Annotated in this window: 11 protein-coding genes; 9 read left to right on the top strand and 2 right to left on the bottom strand. The window is 63.4% G+C overall.

What is annotated here, in order from left to right; genetic code table 11:
* Together IPP90_04395 and IPP90_04390 are read right to left on the bottom strand one after the other, a co-directional pair.
* Positions 1-458 (bottom strand): isocitrate lyase/phosphoenolpyruvate mutase family protein (locus IPP90_04395; protein MBL0169962.1); only part of this gene is annotated, 458 nt, incomplete at its 3' end.
* Positions 455-3,091, bottom strand: coding sequence for a carbohydrate binding family 9 domain-containing protein (locus IPP90_04390; protein MBL0169961.1), 2,637 nt, complete (start codon positions 3,089-3,091; stop codon positions 455-457). The genes IPP90_04390 and IPP90_04395, both read right to left, overlap by 4 nt.
* 145 nt (positions 3,092-3,236) lie before the next feature.
* Between IPP90_04390 and IPP90_04385 the strand changes: the two genes are divergently transcribed.
* The 9 genes from IPP90_04385 to IPP90_04345 all read left to right on the top strand — a co-directional run bounded on the left by IPP90_04385 (position 3,237) and on the right by IPP90_04345 (position 19,020).
* Positions 3,237-4,139: a M55 family metallopeptidase gene (locus tag IPP90_04385; protein ID MBL0169960.1), complete on the top strand. Its 903-nt coding sequence runs from the start codon at positions 3,237-3,239 to the stop codon at positions 4,137-4,139.
* Positions 4,140-4,223: 84 nt separating this feature from the next.
* Entirely contained in the window at positions 4,224-6,443 is a 2,220-nt protein-coding gene (locus IPP90_04380; GenBank protein ID MBL0169959.1) for a DPP IV N-terminal domain-containing protein, read from the top strand.
* A 1-nt stretch (position 6,444) separates the two neighbouring features.
* Positions 6,445-7,119, top strand: a complete 675-nt coding sequence (locus tag IPP90_04375; GenBank protein ID MBL0169958.1) for a hypothetical protein — start codon at positions 6,445-6,447, stop codon at positions 7,117-7,119.
* Positions 7,120-8,212: 1,093 nt separating this feature from the next.
* Entirely contained in the window at positions 8,213-10,318 is a 2,106-nt protein-coding gene (locus IPP90_04370; GenBank protein ID MBL0169957.1) for a carbohydrate binding family 9 domain-containing protein, read from the top strand.
* An 87-nt stretch (positions 10,319-10,405) separates the two neighbouring features.
* Entirely contained in the window at positions 10,406-12,025 is a 1,620-nt protein-coding gene (locus IPP90_04365) for a D-aminoacylase (protein MBL0169956.1), read from the top strand.
* Positions 12,022-12,903, top strand: a complete 882-nt coding sequence (locus tag IPP90_04360; protein MBL0169955.1) for a hypothetical protein — start codon at positions 12,022-12,024, stop codon at positions 12,901-12,903. The genes IPP90_04365 and IPP90_04360 overlap by 4 nt, the downstream gene beginning before the upstream one ends.
* Before the next feature lie 54 nt (positions 12,904-12,957).
* Entirely contained in the window at positions 12,958-13,629 is a 672-nt protein-coding gene (locus IPP90_04355; GenBank protein ID MBL0169954.1) for a peptidylprolyl isomerase, read from the top strand.
* Between the two features lie 66 nt (positions 13,630-13,695).
* The gene (locus IPP90_04350) at positions 13,696-17,424 is read left to right on the top strand and encodes a carboxypeptidase regulatory-like domain-containing protein (protein MBL0169953.1); all 3,729 of its coding nucleotides are present in this window, start codon (positions 13,696-13,698) and stop codon (positions 17,422-17,424) included.
* Positions 17,425-17,625: 201 nt separating this feature from the next.
* On the top strand, positions 17,626-19,020 hold the full coding sequence (locus IPP90_04345) for a hypothetical protein (protein ID MBL0169952.1): 1,395 nt from the start codon (positions 17,626-17,628) through the stop codon (positions 19,018-19,020).
* Positions 19,021-19,068: the final 48 nt, after the last annotated feature.

The raw sequence follows: 19,068 nt of genomic DNA, 5'->3' as shown, positions 1-19,068 counted from the left end.
AGTACGCCAGTGCCACTGTCGTCGATGGCCGACCGCGCCGCGCGAATGCGCTCCACCGACAGTGCGAAGTCGAACAGCGGGCGCGCGGCGTTGCCGGTGGAGTCCTCAATGGAAAGTCCGGCGATGCCGGTGGTGATTGCGCGCGATACGTTTGCCGCCACGCTTGCGGGTTCGATCGCGAAGCCGCCTTCGAAATCTGCATTCACGGGAATCGTGACTGACGCCGTAATGGCGTGTAGATGCACGAGCAGCTCGTCGAGTGTCACACGGTTGTCCGGTTTCCCCAGCGACCACGCGAATCCGGCACTGGTGGTGGCGAGCGCCTTGAAGCCCAATCCCTCCAGCAGTCGTGCGCTGCCACAGTCCCACGGATTGGGCATGACAAAACAGCCCGACTCGTGCAGCTGCCGAAATTCCCTGCGAAGGTCGGCGACGCGAAGCAAGAGATCGGGATTCATCGGACACCCATGAGATAGCTCAGCTTGAAAACCAGGAAGTGATCACCTGTGGCGTGGGTGGCGTCCAACAAGTCGCTTGGTGTCACCAGTCGTCCCGAAGCGTCACTGTCTTGCCGATTCTGCTGCCAGATGAGGAACGCCGTACTGCCGGGCAGCCACTCCCAGCGCAATACCAGGTTGGATCGAAAGGACAGTCGATTGAAGTCGAGATGGGGTATCGTGAAACTACCGGCGCCATCGCGTACCGTGCGCGTGCCGCTGGAGTCGCGCGTGATCTGCGTGCCGGTGCCGGTGGCGCCGTATACCCGCTGGGTGGCACTGCGCGGGGCGGACAGTTCCCCGAAATCGTAGAAGCGCCCGCTGGCCGCAAACGGCTCGGCGTATCCTTCCACCGTGAAGTTGGGCGTGAAGGCGTAGTTGAGCCGGAATCGCGCTGACCACGTACCCCGCTCGATGAACGAAAAGACGTATCGCTGGCCATACGTCGCCGCGCTGCCCCCCGATCTCGTGGCCACGTACTGACGGGCATCGGTCACGCGTGAGTACGTGGGGTCGACCGACGCCTGCCACCGTGATGCGGGTCGCACGGTGAGGGTGGTGGCGAGACTCGCGCTCCGGCCGCCGAATTCGTCGTGCAGATACGTGGTGCGCACCGACCACGTGGTGGGAATGTTGGCGCGACTGTTGATGCCGGCCGTCAGCTGATAGCCGCTCGCGGTGGCCATCAGTGGCCCGCCACGAGTGAGGTCATCGCTCTCCGACCCAACCAGCAGTGTGGCGCCGGCGCTCACGCGCCAGAAATTGTGCAGCGTGGCGGACGCATTCTCGGAGAACCGGAGGTATTGCCTGATGCCGCCGTAGTTCCATCCCGCCTGTGTGGCCGTTCCGAAATTGAAAAAGCGCACGTACTTGTTTGGCTTGGTGTCACGCAGTTGGATGTCGGCGTTGAAGTCGACGTCATCGCCGCTGCGCATTTGCCCGGCATCGTTGATCTCGAATCCCGGCGTCCGTGTGGACAGCTGAATCCCGCCCAGGGTGAAACGCCCTGCGTTCTTGTCCAGACGCAGCGACGCGCTGGCACCGTCCATCGAGGTCAGGCGTGGGTCGAATCGGATGTGGCTCTGGTCGGGTCGCTGGAAGAAGTGCGCGCTGTTGCGTTGCAGCCGCGCCATCGCCAGCGAGTCGCCCGTCACATGGCTGCCACCCACCCAACCAGTGACTTCGTACATGCCCTGGCGATAGCGCAGCTTCCAGTCGACGCCACCCGCGACGGCGCTGGACGGTAACAACGTGCGCAGACCGCCGCGATCGTCGAGCGATCGCTGGATGTTGGTGAGCGACAACCCCACGTTCGATTGCTGCGCGCCGAACTCCTGCTGCAACCGCACGACGCCGAACGCGCTGGGCGGCTCAACGGCGGTCCGCGCCAGAGAATCGTCGGCCACACTGAAGGTGCGCGCAAACTCGCGCGGCGTGACCGCCGCGAGCGCCCCGACAGACAGTCCGGACTTCAGTCGTCCGGTAACCTTGCCCGCCGAGAGAATGGTGGTGCTTGTGGGGATGTCGCGGAAATCGCCACCCGCGGTACCATGCGGCGCTCCGCCAATGCGACGGCTATAGAACCACGTGGGGCGACCGATGAAACTCTGCCCGCGTCCCGTCAACAACTCATTGCCCTCGATGAAGAACGGGCGGCGTTCCTCGAACACGTTCTCGAACGCCGACAAATTCACAATGGCCGGATCGGACTCCACCTGCCCGAAATCGGGATTGATCGTGGCATCCAGCGTGAGATTCGGTCCAAGCCCCACCTTGAGGTCGCCACCGGCGCGTGTGCTGGAATGATCGATGAACGGGTTGGCCTTGTTCTCGTTGGCGCGAAAGGTGAGATCCGACGCGACGTACGGTAGCAGTTCCACACGGCGCGCCGGCGGAATGCCGCTGATGCCATCCAGATGCCCGAAGCGCGAGGAAAACCCGGCGGCGGACACCGGGATCAGCGTCCATTGCACCCGCTCCGCGATGTCGGCGACGTTGCGGGTGAGCTGCAGTCCCCAGGTCTGTTCCGTGCCGGCGTTGAAGCGCAGCTGAGAAAACGGAATGCGCATTTCGGCCGTCCAGCCGTCGGCATCCACCCGCGCCCGCGCGCTCCAGATGGGATCGAACTGCGCTTCACGTCCGCTGTCTTCACTGTCCTGCGAGTGATACGCGTCGCCGCGCACGCCACCCGACGAAATCGTGAAGCTGTAGGCGGTGCGACGGTCGAGATAGGTGTCCAGCGACACCGTGAAGGTTTCAGCGTCACTGTCGCCATCGCGGCGGGTGAGCGACGTGCGAATGGCGCGGGGGTCTGCACGTCTCAAGTGCGCACCCACGTAGAGTGCGTGATCGTCGTACAACAACCGGACCTCCGTGGCGACGCTGGGCGACGCACCCTCCGTCGGGATCTTTTGCACGAAGTCGGACACCGGCTGCGCGTGATCCCAGGCCGCGTCGTCCAGTGCACCGTCGATGCGAGGCGCCGAGCCGGTGACCCGGGTTGCGCGGGCGTGCTTGAGCGCGGGCGCGGTCTGGGCACCCGCCACCGATCGCAACCACGGCAGCGCCACGACGACCATTGCCAGCGTACGCACTCGCCGACGGAAACGACATGATAGCATCATGCGTGAAATAGAGCCCGCGGTGTCTGGGTCGCCAAGTACAGATGTGGGCAGATCCGCTTGACGCGACCTGCCCGGGCGTCGACCTTCGAGACGGACCACTTACGCGGAGCACGAAATGCGGAGATCAAATCGGATCGTGATGGCGTGGCTGCTGGCCGGTCTGGGCGCGGTCCCACTGGCCGCCCAACGCCCCATCAAGGTGTTCATCTCGGTGGATATGGAGGGCATCGGCGGCGTAGTCACCTCCGAACAGCTCGGCCCCACCGGATTCGAGTACGCGAAGTTCCGCGAATACATGACCGCCGAGGCGCTGGCGGCGATTGCCGGCGCACGGGAGGCGGGCGCCACCGAGTTTGTAGTGGCCGATGCGCACGGCAACATGCAGAATCTGCTCATCGACAAGTTTCCGGCCGGCGTCACGATCATTCGCGGATCGCCGCGTCCGCTCATGATGATGGAAGGAATCGACTCCACGTTCAGCGCGGTGATGCTCATCGGGTATCATGCGGCCACCACGAATCCGCAGGGCGTGCGCGCGCACACGATCTCCAGTGCGACGTTCTCGGCGGTGAAACTGAATGGTCAGCCGATGTCGGAGTCGGGCATCAACGCCACCATCGCCGGGTACTTTGGCGTGCCGGTGGTGATGGTGTCGGGAGACGAGCAGGCGGTGGGCGAAGTGCAGAAGCTCACTGGTCGCGCGGAAGGGGCGGTGGTGAAACGGTCCATCAGCTTCCATGCGGCGGCGGTCATGACGCCCGAGTCGTCGCAGGCCCTGATTCGCGCGAAGGCCAAAGCGGCGATGCTCCGACTCAAGGACTTCACGCCCATGCCGGCGACCGGACCGTTCCGCCTCGAGCTGTCGTACAAGAGTTACACACCAGCCGAAATGATGTCGTACCTGCCGGGGACGGACCGGGTGGATTCGCACACCATTCGGTTCCGCGCGGCGTCGATTGTGGACATCTCGCGCTTCCTGGAGTTCGCCATCAGCTATCGGGCGGACCTGACGCCGTAGTAGAATGTGGCGGGCGGTGACGGTCGTGCCGCCCGTCCTGCACCGCGTTACGCCGGCACCTGCGTCGGCATCCCCGAGGACCCCATGAACCGATCCCTCCGTTCGCTGGCGACCCTTGTCGCCAGCACGTCAGTCACGCTCGCTTCGATTTCGGCTCAGCAGCCCACGCGCGTGGTGACCACCGCCGACTACGATCGGGCTGCCAGTCAGTTGGCGCCGAGTCTCGCGGGATTGGTGGTGGGTGGCACGGTCGCCGCCACCTGGCTGCCGGACGAGCGATTCTGGTATCGCACCACCGGCGCGTCTGGTCCGCAGGTGGTATTGGTTGACCCCGCCAAGAAGACGCGCGTGGTGTGTGACGCGACACGCAGCAATTGCCCCGGTGTGCCGGCCACGGCCGATTCGGCAGTTGGCGGACGTGGTGGTCGCGGCGGTGGCGGTGGCCGTGGCGGCGGGGCCGGGAATGCCGTGATGTCGCCCGATGGCAAGCGCGCCGCCTTCATTCGTGACTGGAATCTCTGGGTGCGCGATGTGGCCACGGGGCAGGAGAAGCGCCTTACCACCGACGGCGAAACCAACAACGGGTACGCCACCGACAACGCGGGCTGGGCCAGCAGCGATCGGGCCATTTTGCTCTGGTCGCCCGACTCGAAGAAGATCGCCACGCAGCAGCAGGATGAACGCAAGGTCGGCGACATGTTCCTGGTCGAGACCAAGGTCGGTCATCCGGTCTTGAAGGCGTGGAAGTATCCGCTGCCCGGCGACAGCGTGGTCGCGATGCTGTCGCGCGTCATCATCGATGTGGACGCGGGCACCGTGGTGCGATTGCAGACCCCGCCCGATTTCCATCGTGGCACCATTGGCGACAATATCACGATGGCCGACTACAACTGGAGCCCCGACGGATCCACGTTGGCCTTCGTGTCCACGTCGCGCGATCACAAGAGCGCCGTCTTCCGCGTGGCCAATGCGACCACCGGCGCGGTGCGCACGCTGTTCGACGAAACGGTGCCCACGCATTTCGAATCGCGGACGGGATGGCGCGTGCTGTGGCCCACCAATGAAATCCTGTGGTACTCGCAGCGCGACGACTGGGGTCAACTGTACCTGTACGACCTCACGACCGGGAAGCTCAAGAGCAAGGTCACCAGCGGGGAAGGACCGGTCACGCAGATTGCGCGCCTCGATGAAAAGACCCGCACGCTGTGGTACGCCGCCAACGGCCGCGAGAAAGGGCAGGACCCGTACTTCGCGCACTTCTACAAGATTGGACTCGATGGCAAGACGCAAGTGTCGCTCACACCGGATGTGGGTGATCACACCATGCAGCTCTCACCCAGTGGCAAGTACCTGATTGACAGCTACTCGTCGCCTGATGTGCCGCCGGTGGTGACGCTGCGCGACGGCAACGGCAAGATGGTGATGCCCTTGGAGAAGGCGGACATCACGCGCTTGCTGGCGTCGGGCTGGAAGCCGCCGATTCCCATCAAGGTGAAAGCGGCCGACGGCACCACGGACCTGTACGGCATGATGTTCCGGCCATCGAATTTCGATCCGGCCAGGAAGTATCCGATCATCAACAACGCGTATCCGGGCCCGCAAAGCGGCAGCGTCGGTTCACGCGGTTTCTCGGCGGCGCGAGGCGACAAGCAGGCGTTGTCGGAACTGGGATTCATCGTGGTCTCCATCGATGGTCGGGGCACACCGGGCCGTTCGAAGTCGTTCCACGACGCGTACTACGGTCGCATGGGTCGTGACAACACGGTGCCCGATCAGGTGGCGGGCATGAAAGATCTGGCGAAGCAGTATCCCGGGATCGATATCGACCAGGCGGCGATGTGGGGACATTCAGGCGGCGGGTTCATCACCGCTGATGCGATGTTCCGTTTCCCTGACTTCTTCAAGGTGGGCATCGCCGAGTCGGGCAATCACGACCAGCGCCAGTATGAAGACGACTGGGGCGAGCGCTACCAGGGATTGTTGGAGAAACTGCCTGACGGCACCGACAGCTACGACATTGAGGCCAACCAGACGTTTGCCAAGAATCTGAAAGGACACCTGTTGCTGGCCCACGGCACGATGGACAACAACGTGCCGCCCTACAACACGCTGCTGGTGGCCGACGCGCTCATCAAGGCCAACAAGGACTTCGACTTGCTGATGTTGCCCAACCAGCCGCATGGGTACGGCAACATGTCCAACTACATGATGCGTCGCCGCTGGGATTACTTCGTGAAGTATCTGCTGGGTGCGGAGCCACCCAAGGAATACGAGATCAAGACGATGAATCGTCCGGTGCCGTGATTTGAGAAAAAAAAAAAAAAAAAAAAAAAAAAAAAAAAAAAAAAAAAAAAAAAAAAAAAAAAAAAAAAAAAAAAAAAAAAAAAAAAAAAAAAAAAAAAAAAAAAAAAAAAAAAAAAAAAAAAAAAAAAAAAAAAAAAAAAAAAAAAAAAAAAAAAAAAAAAAAAAAAAAAAAAAAAAAAAAAAAAAAAAAAAAAAAAAAAAAAAAAAAAAAAAAAAAAAAAAAAAAAAAAAAAAAAAAAAAAAAAAAAAAAAAAAAAAAAAAAAAAAAAAAAAAAAAAAAAAAAAAAAAAAAAAAAAAAAAAAAAAAAAAAAAAAAAAAAAAAAAAAAAAAAAAAAAAAAAAAAAAAAAAAAAAAAAAAAAAAAAAAAAAAAAAAAAAAAAAAAAAAAAAAAAAAAAAAAAAAAAAAAAAAAAAAAAAAAAAAAAAAAAAAAAAAAAAAAAAAAAAAAAAAAAAAAAAAAAAAAAAAAAAAAAAAAAAAAAAAAAAAAAAAAAAAAAAAAAAAAAAAAAAAAAAAAAAAAAAAAAAAAAAAAAAAAAAAAAAAAAAAAAAAAAAAAAAAAAAAAAAAAAAAAAAAAAAAAAAAAAAAAAAAAAAAAAAAAAAAAAAAAAAAAAAAAAAAAAAAAAAAAAAAAAAAAAAAAAAAAAAAAAAAAAAAAAAAAAAAAAAAAAACGGTAACCGTCCCTGAAAGCGGTTGGGCCGCCGTGTGTTTGTCGGCCACCGCTGCTGCTCGTCGTACCGTCCATCGCGCACGCCCAGAGGCACGGTCCCCCCCCCCCCCCCCCCCCCCCCCAAAAACCCCCCCCCCCCCCCCCCCCCCCCCCCCCCCCCCCCCCCCCCCCCCCCCCCCCCCCCCCCCCCCCCCCCCCCCCCCCCCCCCCCCCCCCCCCCCCCCCCCCCCCCCCCCCCCCCCCCCCCCCCCCCCCCCCCCCCCCCCCCCCCCCCCCCCCCCCCCCCCCCCCCCCCCCCCCCCCCCCCCCCCCCCCCCCCCCCCCCCCCCCCCCCCCCCCCCCCCCCCCCCCCCCCCCCCCCCCCCCCCCCCCCCCCCCCCCCCCCCCCCCCCCCCCCCCCCCCCCCCCCCCCCCCCCCCCCCCCCCCCCCCCCCCCCCCCCCCCCCCCCCCCCCCCCCCCCCCCCCCCCCCCCCCCCCCCCCCCCCCCCCCCCCCCCCCCCCCCCCCCCCCCCCCCCCCCCCCCCCCCCCCCCCCCCCCCCCCCCCCCCCCCCCCCCCCCCCCCCCCCCCCCCCCCCCCCCCCCCCCCCCCCCCCCCCCCCCCCCCCCCCCCCCCCCCCCCCCCCCCCCCCCCCCCCCCCCCCCCCCCCCCCCCCCCCCCCCCCCCCCCCCCCCCCCCCCCCCCCCCCCCCCCCCCCCCCCCCCCCCCCCCCCCCCCCCCCCCCCCCCCCCCCCCCCCCCCCCCCCCCCCCCCCCCCCCCCCCCCCCCCCCCCCCCCCCCCCCCCCCCCCCCCCCCCCCCCCCCCCCCCCCCCCCCCCCCCCCCCCCCCCCCCCCCCCCCCCCCCCCCCCCCCCCCCCCCCCCCCCCCCCCCCCCCCCCCCCCCCCCCCCCCCCCCCCCCCCCCCCCCCCCCCCCCCCCCCCCCCCCCCCCCCCCCCCCCCCCCCCCCCCCCCCCCCCCCCCCCCCCCCCCCCCCCCCCCCCCCCCCCCCCCCCCCCCCCCCCCCCCCCCCCCCCCCCCCCCCCCCCCCCCCCCCCCCCCCCCCCCCCCCCCCCCCCCCCCCCCCCCCTGCCGGGGCCGTCGGCCGTGAATCCGGAAACCGTGGCCCGCCCCGTCATGCAGGCCACGCGCACAGCGCGTCCCATCGTGGTGGACGGCACGTTGGACGAGGCGGAGTGGAAGTCGGCCCCGGTGCTCTCCAACTTCGTGCAGCAGCTTCCGGAGACAGGGTTTCCGGCGACGTTCCGCACGGAAGTGCGCGTGCTGTACGACCAGGACAACCTGTACGTCGCCAGCGTCAACTACGACCCGTCACCGCAGAAGGCCATCACGGTGGGGCTTGAACGCGACTTCGTGTCCACCAACAGCGATATTTTCGGCCTGGTGCTGGACACGTTTCACGATCGTCGCAATGCGTTCCTGTTCATCGTCAATCCCAAGGGTGCGGTGCGCGATGAGCAGACGTTCAACGATTCGCGCAACATCGTCGAAGCGTGGGACGGCATTCACACGGTCAAGACCACGTTGCAGGACTCCAGTTGGACGGTGGAAATGCGGATTCCGCTCAAAACGCTGCGCTTCAACGCGCAGAGCGATCCGCAAACGTGGGGCATCAATTTCATTCGTCGGGTGCGACGGGTGAATGAAACGTCGTACTGGGCGCCGCTGGAGCGGCAGTATCGGCTGCACCGCATGTCGAAAGCCGGTACCATCGAAGGGCTGTCCGGACTCAAGCAGGGACGCAACCTGCAGGTGAAGCCGTATGCGCTGGCGTCCAACTCCATTGGCGCGCAGGTTCCCAGCGCGTCATTGGGCAGCAAGGGTGATATTGGTGGCGATATCAAGTACGGGGTCACGCCATCGCTCACGCTCGACCTCACGATCAACACCGACTTCTCGCAAGTGGAGGTCGATCAGCAGATTGTGAACCTGACGCGCTTTGGCGTGCTGTTTCCCGAGCGACGCGAGTTCTTTGTCGAAAATTCCGGCTCGTTTACACTGGGCGATGTGGTCGAGCGCAACTACCGCATGGGTGCGGCGCTCAGTGACTTCACGCTGTTCAACTCGCGCCAGATCGGACTCACGGCCGATGGTCTGCCGATTCCCATTGTGGGCGGTGGACGCCTCACCGGGCGCGTGAAGGGATGGGAACTTGGCCTGCTGGATATGCAGACGCAGCGGGCCGGCGCGACACCGGCCGAAAACTTCGCGGTGGGTCGCGTGCGTCGTAATCTGTTCGGCAATTCCGATGTCGGGTTGCTGGTGGCCAATCGCGAGGCCACCGACAGTTCGGGCGCATTCAATCGCTCCTATGGCGTGGACGCGAATATCCGCCCGCGCGACAATCTGATCATCAACACCTATGTCGCCACCAGTGATGCCAGCCAGTCCACGTCCGACGGCTCGGCGGGCCGCCTGTCGGTGGCCTACCGCGATCGGTTCTGGAACACATCGGTCATGCACAAGCGCGTCTCGGCCAACTTCGATCCCGGCATCGGGTTCGTGCGTCGCCGCGACTTCCAGCAGAGCTACGCCACGGTGGGCGTGCATGCACGGCCACGACTGCGCCTGATCCAGGAACTGAATCCGTATGTGGAGGCGGACTACTACGCCGACTTCAACGGCGCGGCGCAATCGCATCAGATCACGGCGGGTCTGGATGTGTTCTTTCAACCCGACGGGGAGCTGAAGCTCGAAGTAAGCGACTGGTTCGATCGGCTTGATGCGGCGTTCACCCCATTTGCAGGGCGGTCGATTCCGGTGGGGCGATACGCGTATCGCAATGCGCAGGCCACGTACACGTCTACCCAGCGATACCCGATTTACGGCAGTGCCAATGTCAAGGTGGGCGAGTACTATGACGGCACGAATCAGGCATTTGGAGGCGGGCTGACATGGCGGCCACGGTACGACATCAGCTTTGAGGGGAGCTATCAGCACAACGATGTCTCGCTGAAGAGCGGCGACTTCACGGCCGATCTGGCAGGCCTTCGCATCAAGTACGCAAAATCGACGACGCTGTTTGGCAGCGCGTTCGTGCAGTACAACACCCAGACCAAGAGCTTCGTGACCAACGCGCGCCTGGCGTGGCGGTACTCGCCGCTCAGTGATGTCTTTCTGGTGTACACGGAGCGCCAGAATACGCTCACCAACGTGCGCAATGAACGCTCGGTGGCGGTGAAGATCACGCGCATGGTCGCATTCTGAGGCGGGCAGGGAAATCGCGTCGCCGGTGATTCAATGGTAGTTTTGGGTGGAAGAATCCGTCCAATCCGCCCACGCTCCCCCCTCTCCATGTCCACAACCCGACGCGACTTTCTCGGCACCAGCGCCATGTCGCTTGTGGCTGTGGTCGGCGCACCGGCATTGCTGCGACTCCGCGCCGATCACGACCTCGTGGTGCGTGGCGGAACGGTGTACGATGGCACCGGCGCGGCGGGCGCGATGCGTGATGTGGCCATCGCCAATGGACGGGTCACCGCCATCGCACCAAGCATCAGTGAGCGCGGGCGGGAGGAGATCGATGCGCGCGGCATGGTGGTGGCGCCGGGCTTCATCGACATTCACTCGCACGCGGAGAGTTCACTGAGCGATGATCCCCGCGCCGAGTCGGTGATCCGGCAGGGCGTGACGACCATCGTGGGCGGACAAGACGGCAGCTCACGTGGCGTCGACGGAGGCGAGAGCTTCGCTGCGTACCTGACGTCGATGGAAGCACTCGCACCGGCCGTCCATGTGGCGGCGATGATCGGACTGGGGAGTGTGCGCGGCCGCGTGGTGGGCGCGGATGATCGGCCGGCCACCGCCACGGAGCTCACTCGCATGGTGACCCTCGTGGAGGCGGCGCTGGCGGCCGGTGCGTGCGGCGCGTCGTCGGGGCTTGAATACACGCCGGGCGCCTTCGCATCGCTGGACGAACTGGTGGCGTTGTGTCGGCCGCTGGCGGCGCGGCGGCTGCCATATGCCACGCATATGCGCAACGAGGACGATCGCCTGCTGGAGTCCATTGACGAGTCCATTGCCGTGTCGCGTGGCGCACGGTGTCCGTTGCAGATTTCCCACCTGAAAACGCAGGGCCCGCGGAACTGGGGCAAACTGGATGACGCCTTCGCGCGCGTGGCCGGCGCGCGTCGCGACGGCTTGGACGTGGCCTTCGACCGCTATCCCTACACCGCGTACTCCACGGGTTTGACCAACCTGTTCCCGGTGTGGAGTCGTGATGGTGGTACCGATGCGTTCCTGGCCAGACTGTCCGATCCCATCGTGGCACCGCGCGTGAAGGCGGCGACGTTGGCCAAGGTGGAGTTGATTGGTGGATGGGAGAACGTGCACATCACGTCGGTGCGCGCCGCGGACGATCGCGCGGCAGAGGGCAAACGCCTTGGCGCGTATGCCGCGTCGCTGTCGATGGATCCGTATGAAGCGTGTACCGGTCTGCTGCGACGCAGCAGCGGTAACGTCGGCATGGTGGGGTTCGCGATGAGTGAAGACAACATCGATCGCATTCTGGCGCACCCGCAGGGCATGGTGTGCAGCGACGGTGGCGGCTACGCCATCGACGGCCCGACCCGTCGCGGCAGCCCGCATCCACGCGGACTCGGCACCTTTCCCCGCGTGCTGGGTCGGTACGTGCGGGAGCGACAGGCACTCACGCTGGCGCAGGCGATTCACAAGATGTCGGCGTTCCCCGCGTTGCGGGTGGGCTTGCGCGATCGAGGGAGATTGGCGGTCGGCGTGCCGGCCGACGTCGTGGTCTTCGACGCGACGACAGTGAACGACGGCGCCACCTATGAGCAGCCGTTTCAGTACCCGATTGGTATCCAGGCCGTGGTCGTAAACGGAGTGATCGCCTTGCTGCACGGCGAGCGTCGTGACGGTGCGCGTGGCCATGGCATGGTCCTGAGGCCGTCATGAACGACTTTAGGGGGGCGCGATTCGCACGCGCTGTACTCGTGACGGCGCTTCTGGCCGGTTGCGCCTCGAGCGGCGCCAAACCCGTTGACACGCAACCGGTGCGGGTGTTGCCGCCAGACGCTGCGCCGGTGACTGCCGCGGACGTCATGCCGGCCGGATTCACAACCGCTTTTGCCGCGGTCGACGCGCGCGCCCGTGCTGCATTGTTCCAGATACAGTGCTCGTCGACTGTACTGCGACTTCGTGCCAGTGGCAGCTTCGGCGCGGTTGCATCGGCTCCGCGCCACGTGTACTGCGAGCGCAATGCCGATGGCGTGCCCATTGGCGGGGTGTTTGACATCGACACGGGGTACACCCGTGCCCGTCGGCTCATCATGATTCGCCTGGATGGCGCCCGCGCGCGGTATACGGCGGCCATCGATACGGCACAGGTGGCAGTGGGCGCCCGACTGGTGCGTGACATCACGCGCGAGGTGTCGCCAGCCTGGCGCCGGTTGGCCCGGCCGTTCACCGTCGTGTCGCTGCCGCAGGACGACGCAAGCATGGAGGGCTGGGTGATCCCGCTGTCGCCGCGCGCCGGACGCGAGGTGCTGGGAGGCGACGTCGCACTGTCGTATGCAGCGAACGGGCGATTGCAGCGTACTGTAGATCGGACGGCGAGTTGGAAACTGGTGGTCGTGCCCCCGTCAGGTCCGGTGCGCCTGCCCAGCGCCGAGCGTGATGTGGCGGCAGTGGCCGACTTGGTGGCTGCGCGATCACTGGCTGAGCGCGGTCGTGAGGTGACCGTGACCACAGCCGTTGCGCGCAGCACGCTGGTGCCGGGCACGGACGTCAGCGGTTCGCGGTTCCATTGGGAGCACGTTCCTGTTTCACCGTAGGGCGCCGTCGCAGTTCATTCCACTGTGTACTCTCAGGAGATTCTCGTGTCGTTGATGCCTGTCGTTCGCCTGTCCCGGTTGGCTTTGGTGGTCGCATTGCCCGTGGCCGTTACGGCCTGCAAGACCAAGGAGCAGGCGCCGGGCGTTCCTGCGACAACGGCCGCTGCGTCCGCCGTTCGTCCGCCGTCCGCCACACCGGCCGCCAGCCCTGACTCGTTTCGTGTGCTGTTCGAGACCAGTCGTGGCAATTTCACGGTCGACGTCACGCGTTCTCTCGCCCCCATCGGCGTCGATCGATTCTACGAAATGGTGGAGGGCGGCTACTTCACCGATGTCCGCTTCTTTCGCGTCGTCTCCGGTTTCGTCGCCCAGTTCGGCATGCATGGCGATCCGAAGGTCAACGGCGAGTGGATGAACAGCTCCCTCACCGACGATCCGGTCAAGACCAGCAATGTCCGCGGCACGATCGTGTATGCCACGACGCCGCGACCGAACTCCCGATCCAGTCAGTTCTTCATCAATTTCGGCGACAACTCCATGCTTGACGCGCAGGGCTTCGCGCCCTTCGGTCACGTGGTGGAGGGAATGGACGTGGTGGACGCCCTCAATTCCGAATACGGCGAGTCGCCGGATCAAGGGCGAATCGAATCGGAGGGTAATGCGTACTTGATGCAGGCGTTCCCCAAGCTTGACTACATCAAGTCGGCCAAAGTCGTGCCGAGATAGATCGAGGCGACCCAGGCAACCTCCGGGGGGTCTCCTGGGTCCAACCCATGCGCCCTTCCGGCCGCCATGACCGACCTTCTCCATTTCCACGCCGTCCACACCATGCGTCGTCTTGTCCTGCTCGTATGTACCTTGCTATTGATGGTCGTTTCTGCCGCACCGGCGAGCGCGCAGCAACTGGATGTCATCCGGGGGCGGGTGCTTGGGCCCGACTCCATGCCGGTCAGCGGTGTGCAGGTCAAGGCGACCTCGTATTCGGGAAACGTGTCGAAGGCCGCCAAGACCGACCGGAATGGCCGGTACAGCATCACGTACCCGAATGGTGAAGGCGACTACTGGCTGGAGTTCCGCGCCATCGGCTATGTGGCGAAGCGGTTCGAGATCAAGCGCGTGGCGGACGAGGAGATCCTGCTGGCCGACACCAGGCTGGCGTCCAGCATCGCCACACTCGAGCAGGTGACCACCACCGCCAACGCGGCCCGCGCACTGGTCAATCGTGCCGATCCGGGAGGCAATGTCGGCGGCGGCGAGCGCCCGCTGTCGTCTACCGGGCTGTCGCCGGATCAGATGGGCAATCTCGCCGCCATGGCGGCGGGGCTTCCCGGCATTCAGCTCATCCCCGGGCTTGACGGTGCCGCCGATCAGTTTTCGGCGCTGGGACTTTCGGCCGACCAGAACAGCACCACGTTCAACGGGCTTGGCTCGGGCATCAACACGTTGCCGCCTGATGCGCAGGTGCGCGCATCAGTGCTCACGTACAGCTACGATCCGGCCATCGGCAACTTCAGCGGTGCGCGTATTGCGCTGGTCTCGCAGCCGGGCACCAACTATTCGTTTCGGCAGGCCAGCACCAACGCCATCACGCCGTCGCTGCAATTCGCCGACGACATCGCCGAGCAGCAAAACCAGAAGTACAGCAACTTCCAGTTGGGTGCCGGTGGTCGTGGACCGATCACGATGGACCGGAATTTCTACAACACCTCGTTTGGCCTGACGCGCAACTACAAGGACTTGCCGTCGCTGCTCAACACCAGCGCACTGGGCTTGTCGTCGGCCGGCGTGGCACGCGATTCCGTAACGCGCCTGCTCAATATTCTGCAGCAAGCCAACATCCCGGCGAGTCTGCCCAACGCGCCATCGCTGCAGGCGACTGATGCGGCCAGTTTGCAGGCCAACTTCGACCTGACACCAGGCACCTCGGGCACCGGCAACGCGCTGACGCTGGGGCTGCTGGGCAACTATCGGCAAAGCCAGCAGGTGACGGGCCTTGGCGGCTCGTCCATTCTCACCACGCCCGCGCACAACGGTGAAACCAAGCAGTGGAGTGGCATCGCCTCGCTGCGCCACACCAACTACTTCTGGTTCGGCATTCTTTCCAACACCAATCTGGGCCTGAGTCTCAGCGGCACCGAGAACGAACCGTACTTGCGTCTGCCCAATGGCAGCGTGCGCATCAACTCGCTGTTCGATGACGGCACATCGGCCGTTCGGTCGCTGTCATTTGGCGGCAATCCGGCGTTGGCGCTGGGTCAGCGCGCACAAACCATCGAGCTCTCCAACGAGATGCGCTGGTATGCCGGCAACAACCGGCACGCTGTCAAGCTGACATCGGACGTGCGCAAGGAGGGATTCACGGCCGACCAGAGCGCCAATCTGTTCGGATCGTTCTCGTTCAACTCGCTGGCCGAGTTGCAGGCCGGACAGGCTTCGTCGTTCAATCGCACGTTGTTTGCGCCCGAGCGGACCGGCGATCAAATCACCGCCGCCTTTTCGCTGGGCGATTTCTGGCGTCCGTCGCAGGATGTCCAGATCCAGTATGGACTGCGCCTCGATGCGAATCGGTTCCTCACCACGCCGGGCCAGAATGCGCTGGTGGAGCAGAAGCTGGGCGTCCGCAACGACGCCGTGCCCAATCGCGCGTATCTCAGTCCGCGACTGGGGTTCACGTGGATATATGGAACTGCTCCGCAGATTGCCTTCATCCCCGGTGCGGCGCGTCCGCCGCGGGCGCTCATTCAGGGCGGCGTGGGTGTCTTCCAGAACCTGCGCGGATCGGATCTCATTGCCACAGCCGTGAACAACACCGGCCTGGCCAGTTCGACGCAGCAGATTTCCTGCGCCGGGCCCGCGGCGCCGATACCGGCGTGGTCCAGCTATGGCGCCAATGCGGCGAATATTCCCACTACCTGCGCCGACGGCACCAGCGGCACGGTGTTTTCCAACAGCACGCCAAACGTCACGCTGTTCGATCCGAACTTCCAGCAGTCGCGCGTGTGGCGTTCCAACCTGAGTTGGAGCGGCCCCATCATCGACAATCGGTTCGCCTTTGGCGTGTCGGGCGTGTACTCGCTCAATCTCAACCAGCAGGACGCGCTCGATCGCAACTTCCGGGGTGCACAGCGGTTCACGTTGAGCAGTGAAGCCGGCCGACCAGTGTACGCCAACGTGAACGCCATCGATGCGCGCACCGGCGCCATGGCCCTGCAGGACACCCGCATCACGACGGATTTTCTGCGCGTCTCCGAAGCGCGGTCCGACCTGCGCTCGGATGCGCGTCAGCTGCTGTTCACCTTGCGCCCCATCACGGCCAATCCCAAGCTGCGTTGGAACGCCTCGTATCAGTTGATGGTGCTGCGAGACCAGTATCGCGGCTTCAGCAGCACCGTCGGCGATCCGTTCGCCAAGTCGTGGGGGCAAAGCCTGCAGCCCGGTCGCCACCAGATTGGCGTGGGCTTCAGCGACTTCCCCATTTTCGACGTGGTGTATCTGTCGTGGAATCTGGCGTTCGTCTCCGGCATGCCGTTCACGCCATCCATTCAAGGCGATGTGAACGGTGACGGCAGCGGATTCAACGATCGCGCGTTCGTGTTCGATCCCTCGACCACGGCCGACCCGGCGCTGGCCACGGCCATGCGCGATTTGCTCAACAACGGCGAGGCGGCGGCGCGCACGTGCCTGAACGCGCAGATGGGGAAGCTGGCGTCGCGTGGCAGCTGCCGCGCGCCATGGCAAACGCAGGCCAGTCTCAGCTTCCGCTTCAATCCGCAGAAGATCGGACTGCCGAAGCGCGCCAGCATCAACTTCAGCATCAACAACCCGCTGGGATTGGCCGATCTCATGTTGCACGGCCAGGACATTCGCGGTTGGGGGCAGAATATCATGCCCGACCAGAGTCTGCTGTTCGTGCGCGGTTTCGATCCGGCCACGAAGCAGTTCAAGTATGAAGTGAACCAGCGGTTCGGCTCCACGCGTCCCACGCAGTCCACGCAACGCGTGCTGCCGTTGATCAGCTTGCGTATACAGATGGATATCGGCGTGCCGCGCGAGCGTCAGGTACTGACGCAGCGACTGGACATCGGTCGCGGCAAACCGGGCACCAAATCGACGGCGCCGTTGCTCAAGTCGCTGGGCAGCAGCACGATCCCCAACCCCATGATGCTCATTTTGCAGCAGCCGGATTCGCTCAAGCTGACGCGCAAGCAGGCGGACAGTCTGGCGGCACTCAGCCGCCTGTTCACGCAGAAGGCGGACGCCCTCTGGACACCGGTGTCCAAGTATCTGGAGGCCGTGCCCGACAGCTATGACAAGTCGGCCGCGTACGACCAGTATGTCACGGCCCGTGAAAAGACGGTGGACTACCTGCTCACGCTGATACCGTCGGTGAATCAACTCCTCACCAAGGCGCAAAAGCGGAAGCTGCCGCTGCAAATTCTCAACTTCCTCGATGTCCGGGTGCTCAAGTTCATGCGCTCGTCCAGCGCGGGGATTGAGACCAGTCCCTTTATCATTCGCTAGCGAGATGGCGGTGCACAGCGGCGAGCTGGTCCGTACGTTTCGTCACCGATGGAAACCTCCTGGGGCACCGGGTGTGTCTTATTGAGGATGACCGTATCTGCAACGTGTCGTACCACGGCGAACGCCCCTGTTCGCCCATCACACTACTTTCCATTTCCGGGTTTGCGCATGCGCATCAGGACGTCAATCACGCTGTGCACGATGGGCACTCTGCTCGCGGCGCCCCTGGCGCAGGCGCAGCAGGCGGTGCCGGTCCGAGAGTTGTCCGCGGTGGACGCCAAATCGTCCGAGCATTTCGGCAATATTTTCGGCGTGCGCCAGTTGGCCGGCGGCAAGGTGCTGGTGAACGACGGGGTTCGCCGTCGACTGGTCATGCTGGATGACAAGCTGTCCAACGCCAGTGTCGTCATCGACTCCGTGTCCGAGGGCGGACAGAGCTATGGCCCACGCGCGGCGCCGCTCATTCCCTATCTCGCCGACTCGACGTTGTTCGTCGACGGCACGTCGCTGTCGCTGCTCGTGATTGATCCGCTGGGCAAGGTGTCACACGTCATGTCGGCGCCCAAGCCGGGCGACCTGCGATTCCTGGCTGGCGGCGCCAGCGGCGTGGACAAGCAGGGCAACCTGGTGTATCGCGGCGCGCAAATGGTTACCCAGAACCGTGCACAAGGTGCACCGGGACAGGCGCCACCGGTGATCCAACCGCCCGACTCGGCACCCATCATTCGCGCCAACTTTGACACGCGCACCGTGGACACGATTGGCCGGGTGAAGATCCAGAGCGGCACGCGCATGAACATGACGCAGACGGCGGATGGCAAGATGCAGGTGAAGGCCACGGTGAATCCGCTCATTACCGTGGATGACTGGGCCGTGTTGTCGGACGGAACGATTGCCTTTGTCCGTGGCCATGACTACCACATCGACTGGATTCACACCGATGGGTCGAAGGTCTCCACGGGCAAACTGCCATTCGATTGGAAGCGTCTGACGGATGACGACAAACAGAAGCTGATTGACTCGGCGCGCACGGCAGCGGACAAGGCTGCGGCAGATGCGAAGGCCAATGCCGGCAAGCCCGGTGCAGCGAGCGCCGAGGCCGCGGGTATGGAGCGGATGGCGGCGGCGCTTGGCGGCGGTGGAGGGGCTGGCGGCGGTGGTGGTGGCGCGGTCGGCGGGATGACCATCGTGATGCGCGTCGAAGGCGCACCGGGCGGCGGCGGTGGTGGTGCCGGGCAGACGTTCACCTCTGGCCCCGGCGGCGGCCTGCAGATGAGCGCACCGATCATCGAGTATGTGCCGATCAACGAGATTGCCGACTACTACCCGGCTATTCGCAGCGGCGCCGCCAAGGCGGATCTCGATGGCAACCTGTGGATTCTGCCCACGACCTCGGCGCAGGCCAAGGCCGGCGAGCTGGTGTACGACGTGGTGAACAATCGCGGTGAGCTGTTCCAGCGTGTGCGGTTGCCCGTGGGTCGCTCCATTGCCGGCTTCGGACACAACGGCATTGTGTACCTGATGTATCGCGAAGGTACGACGGGGTGGTATCTCGAGCGCACGAAAATCCTGAGCAACACCCGCGCGACATTCTGAGTTTCTGCCGGAGCGCTGAGCAAGACAATGAACCGCCAAGTTCGCGAA

It is taken from the genome of Gemmatimonadaceae bacterium, assembly GCA_016720905.1.
GTDB lineage: Bacteria > Gemmatimonadota > Gemmatimonadetes > Gemmatimonadales > Gemmatimonadaceae > Gemmatimonas.
The sequence above is the reverse complement of the archived record's forward strand: the minus strand, read 5'-3'. Positions and strand labels throughout refer to the sequence as shown.

Coding starts and splice junctions, on each gene's coding strand:
- IPP90_04385 (MBL0169960.1), top strand. CDS start 3,237: ATGCGGAGATCAAATCGGATCGTGATGGCGTGGCTGCTGGCCGGTCTG.
- IPP90_04380 (MBL0169959.1), top strand. CDS start 4,224: ATGAACCGATCCCTCCGTTCGCTGGCGACCCTTGTCGCCAGCACGTCA.
- IPP90_04365 (MBL0169956.1), top strand. CDS start 10,406: ATGTCCACAACCCGACGCGACTTTCTCGGCACCAGCGCCATGTCGCTT.
- IPP90_04360 (MBL0169955.1), top strand. CDS start 12,022: ATGAACGACTTTAGGGGGGCGCGATTCGCACGCGCTGTACTCGTGACG.
- IPP90_04355 (MBL0169954.1), top strand. CDS start 12,958: ATGCCTGTCGTTCGCCTGTCCCGGTTGGCTTTGGTGGTCGCATTGCCC.
- IPP90_04350 (MBL0169953.1), top strand. CDS start 13,696: ATGACCGACCTTCTCCATTTCCACGCCGTCCACACCATGCGTCGTCTT.
- IPP90_04345 (MBL0169952.1), top strand. CDS start 17,626: ATGGGCACTCTGCTCGCGGCGCCCCTGGCGCAGGCGCAGCAGGCGGTG.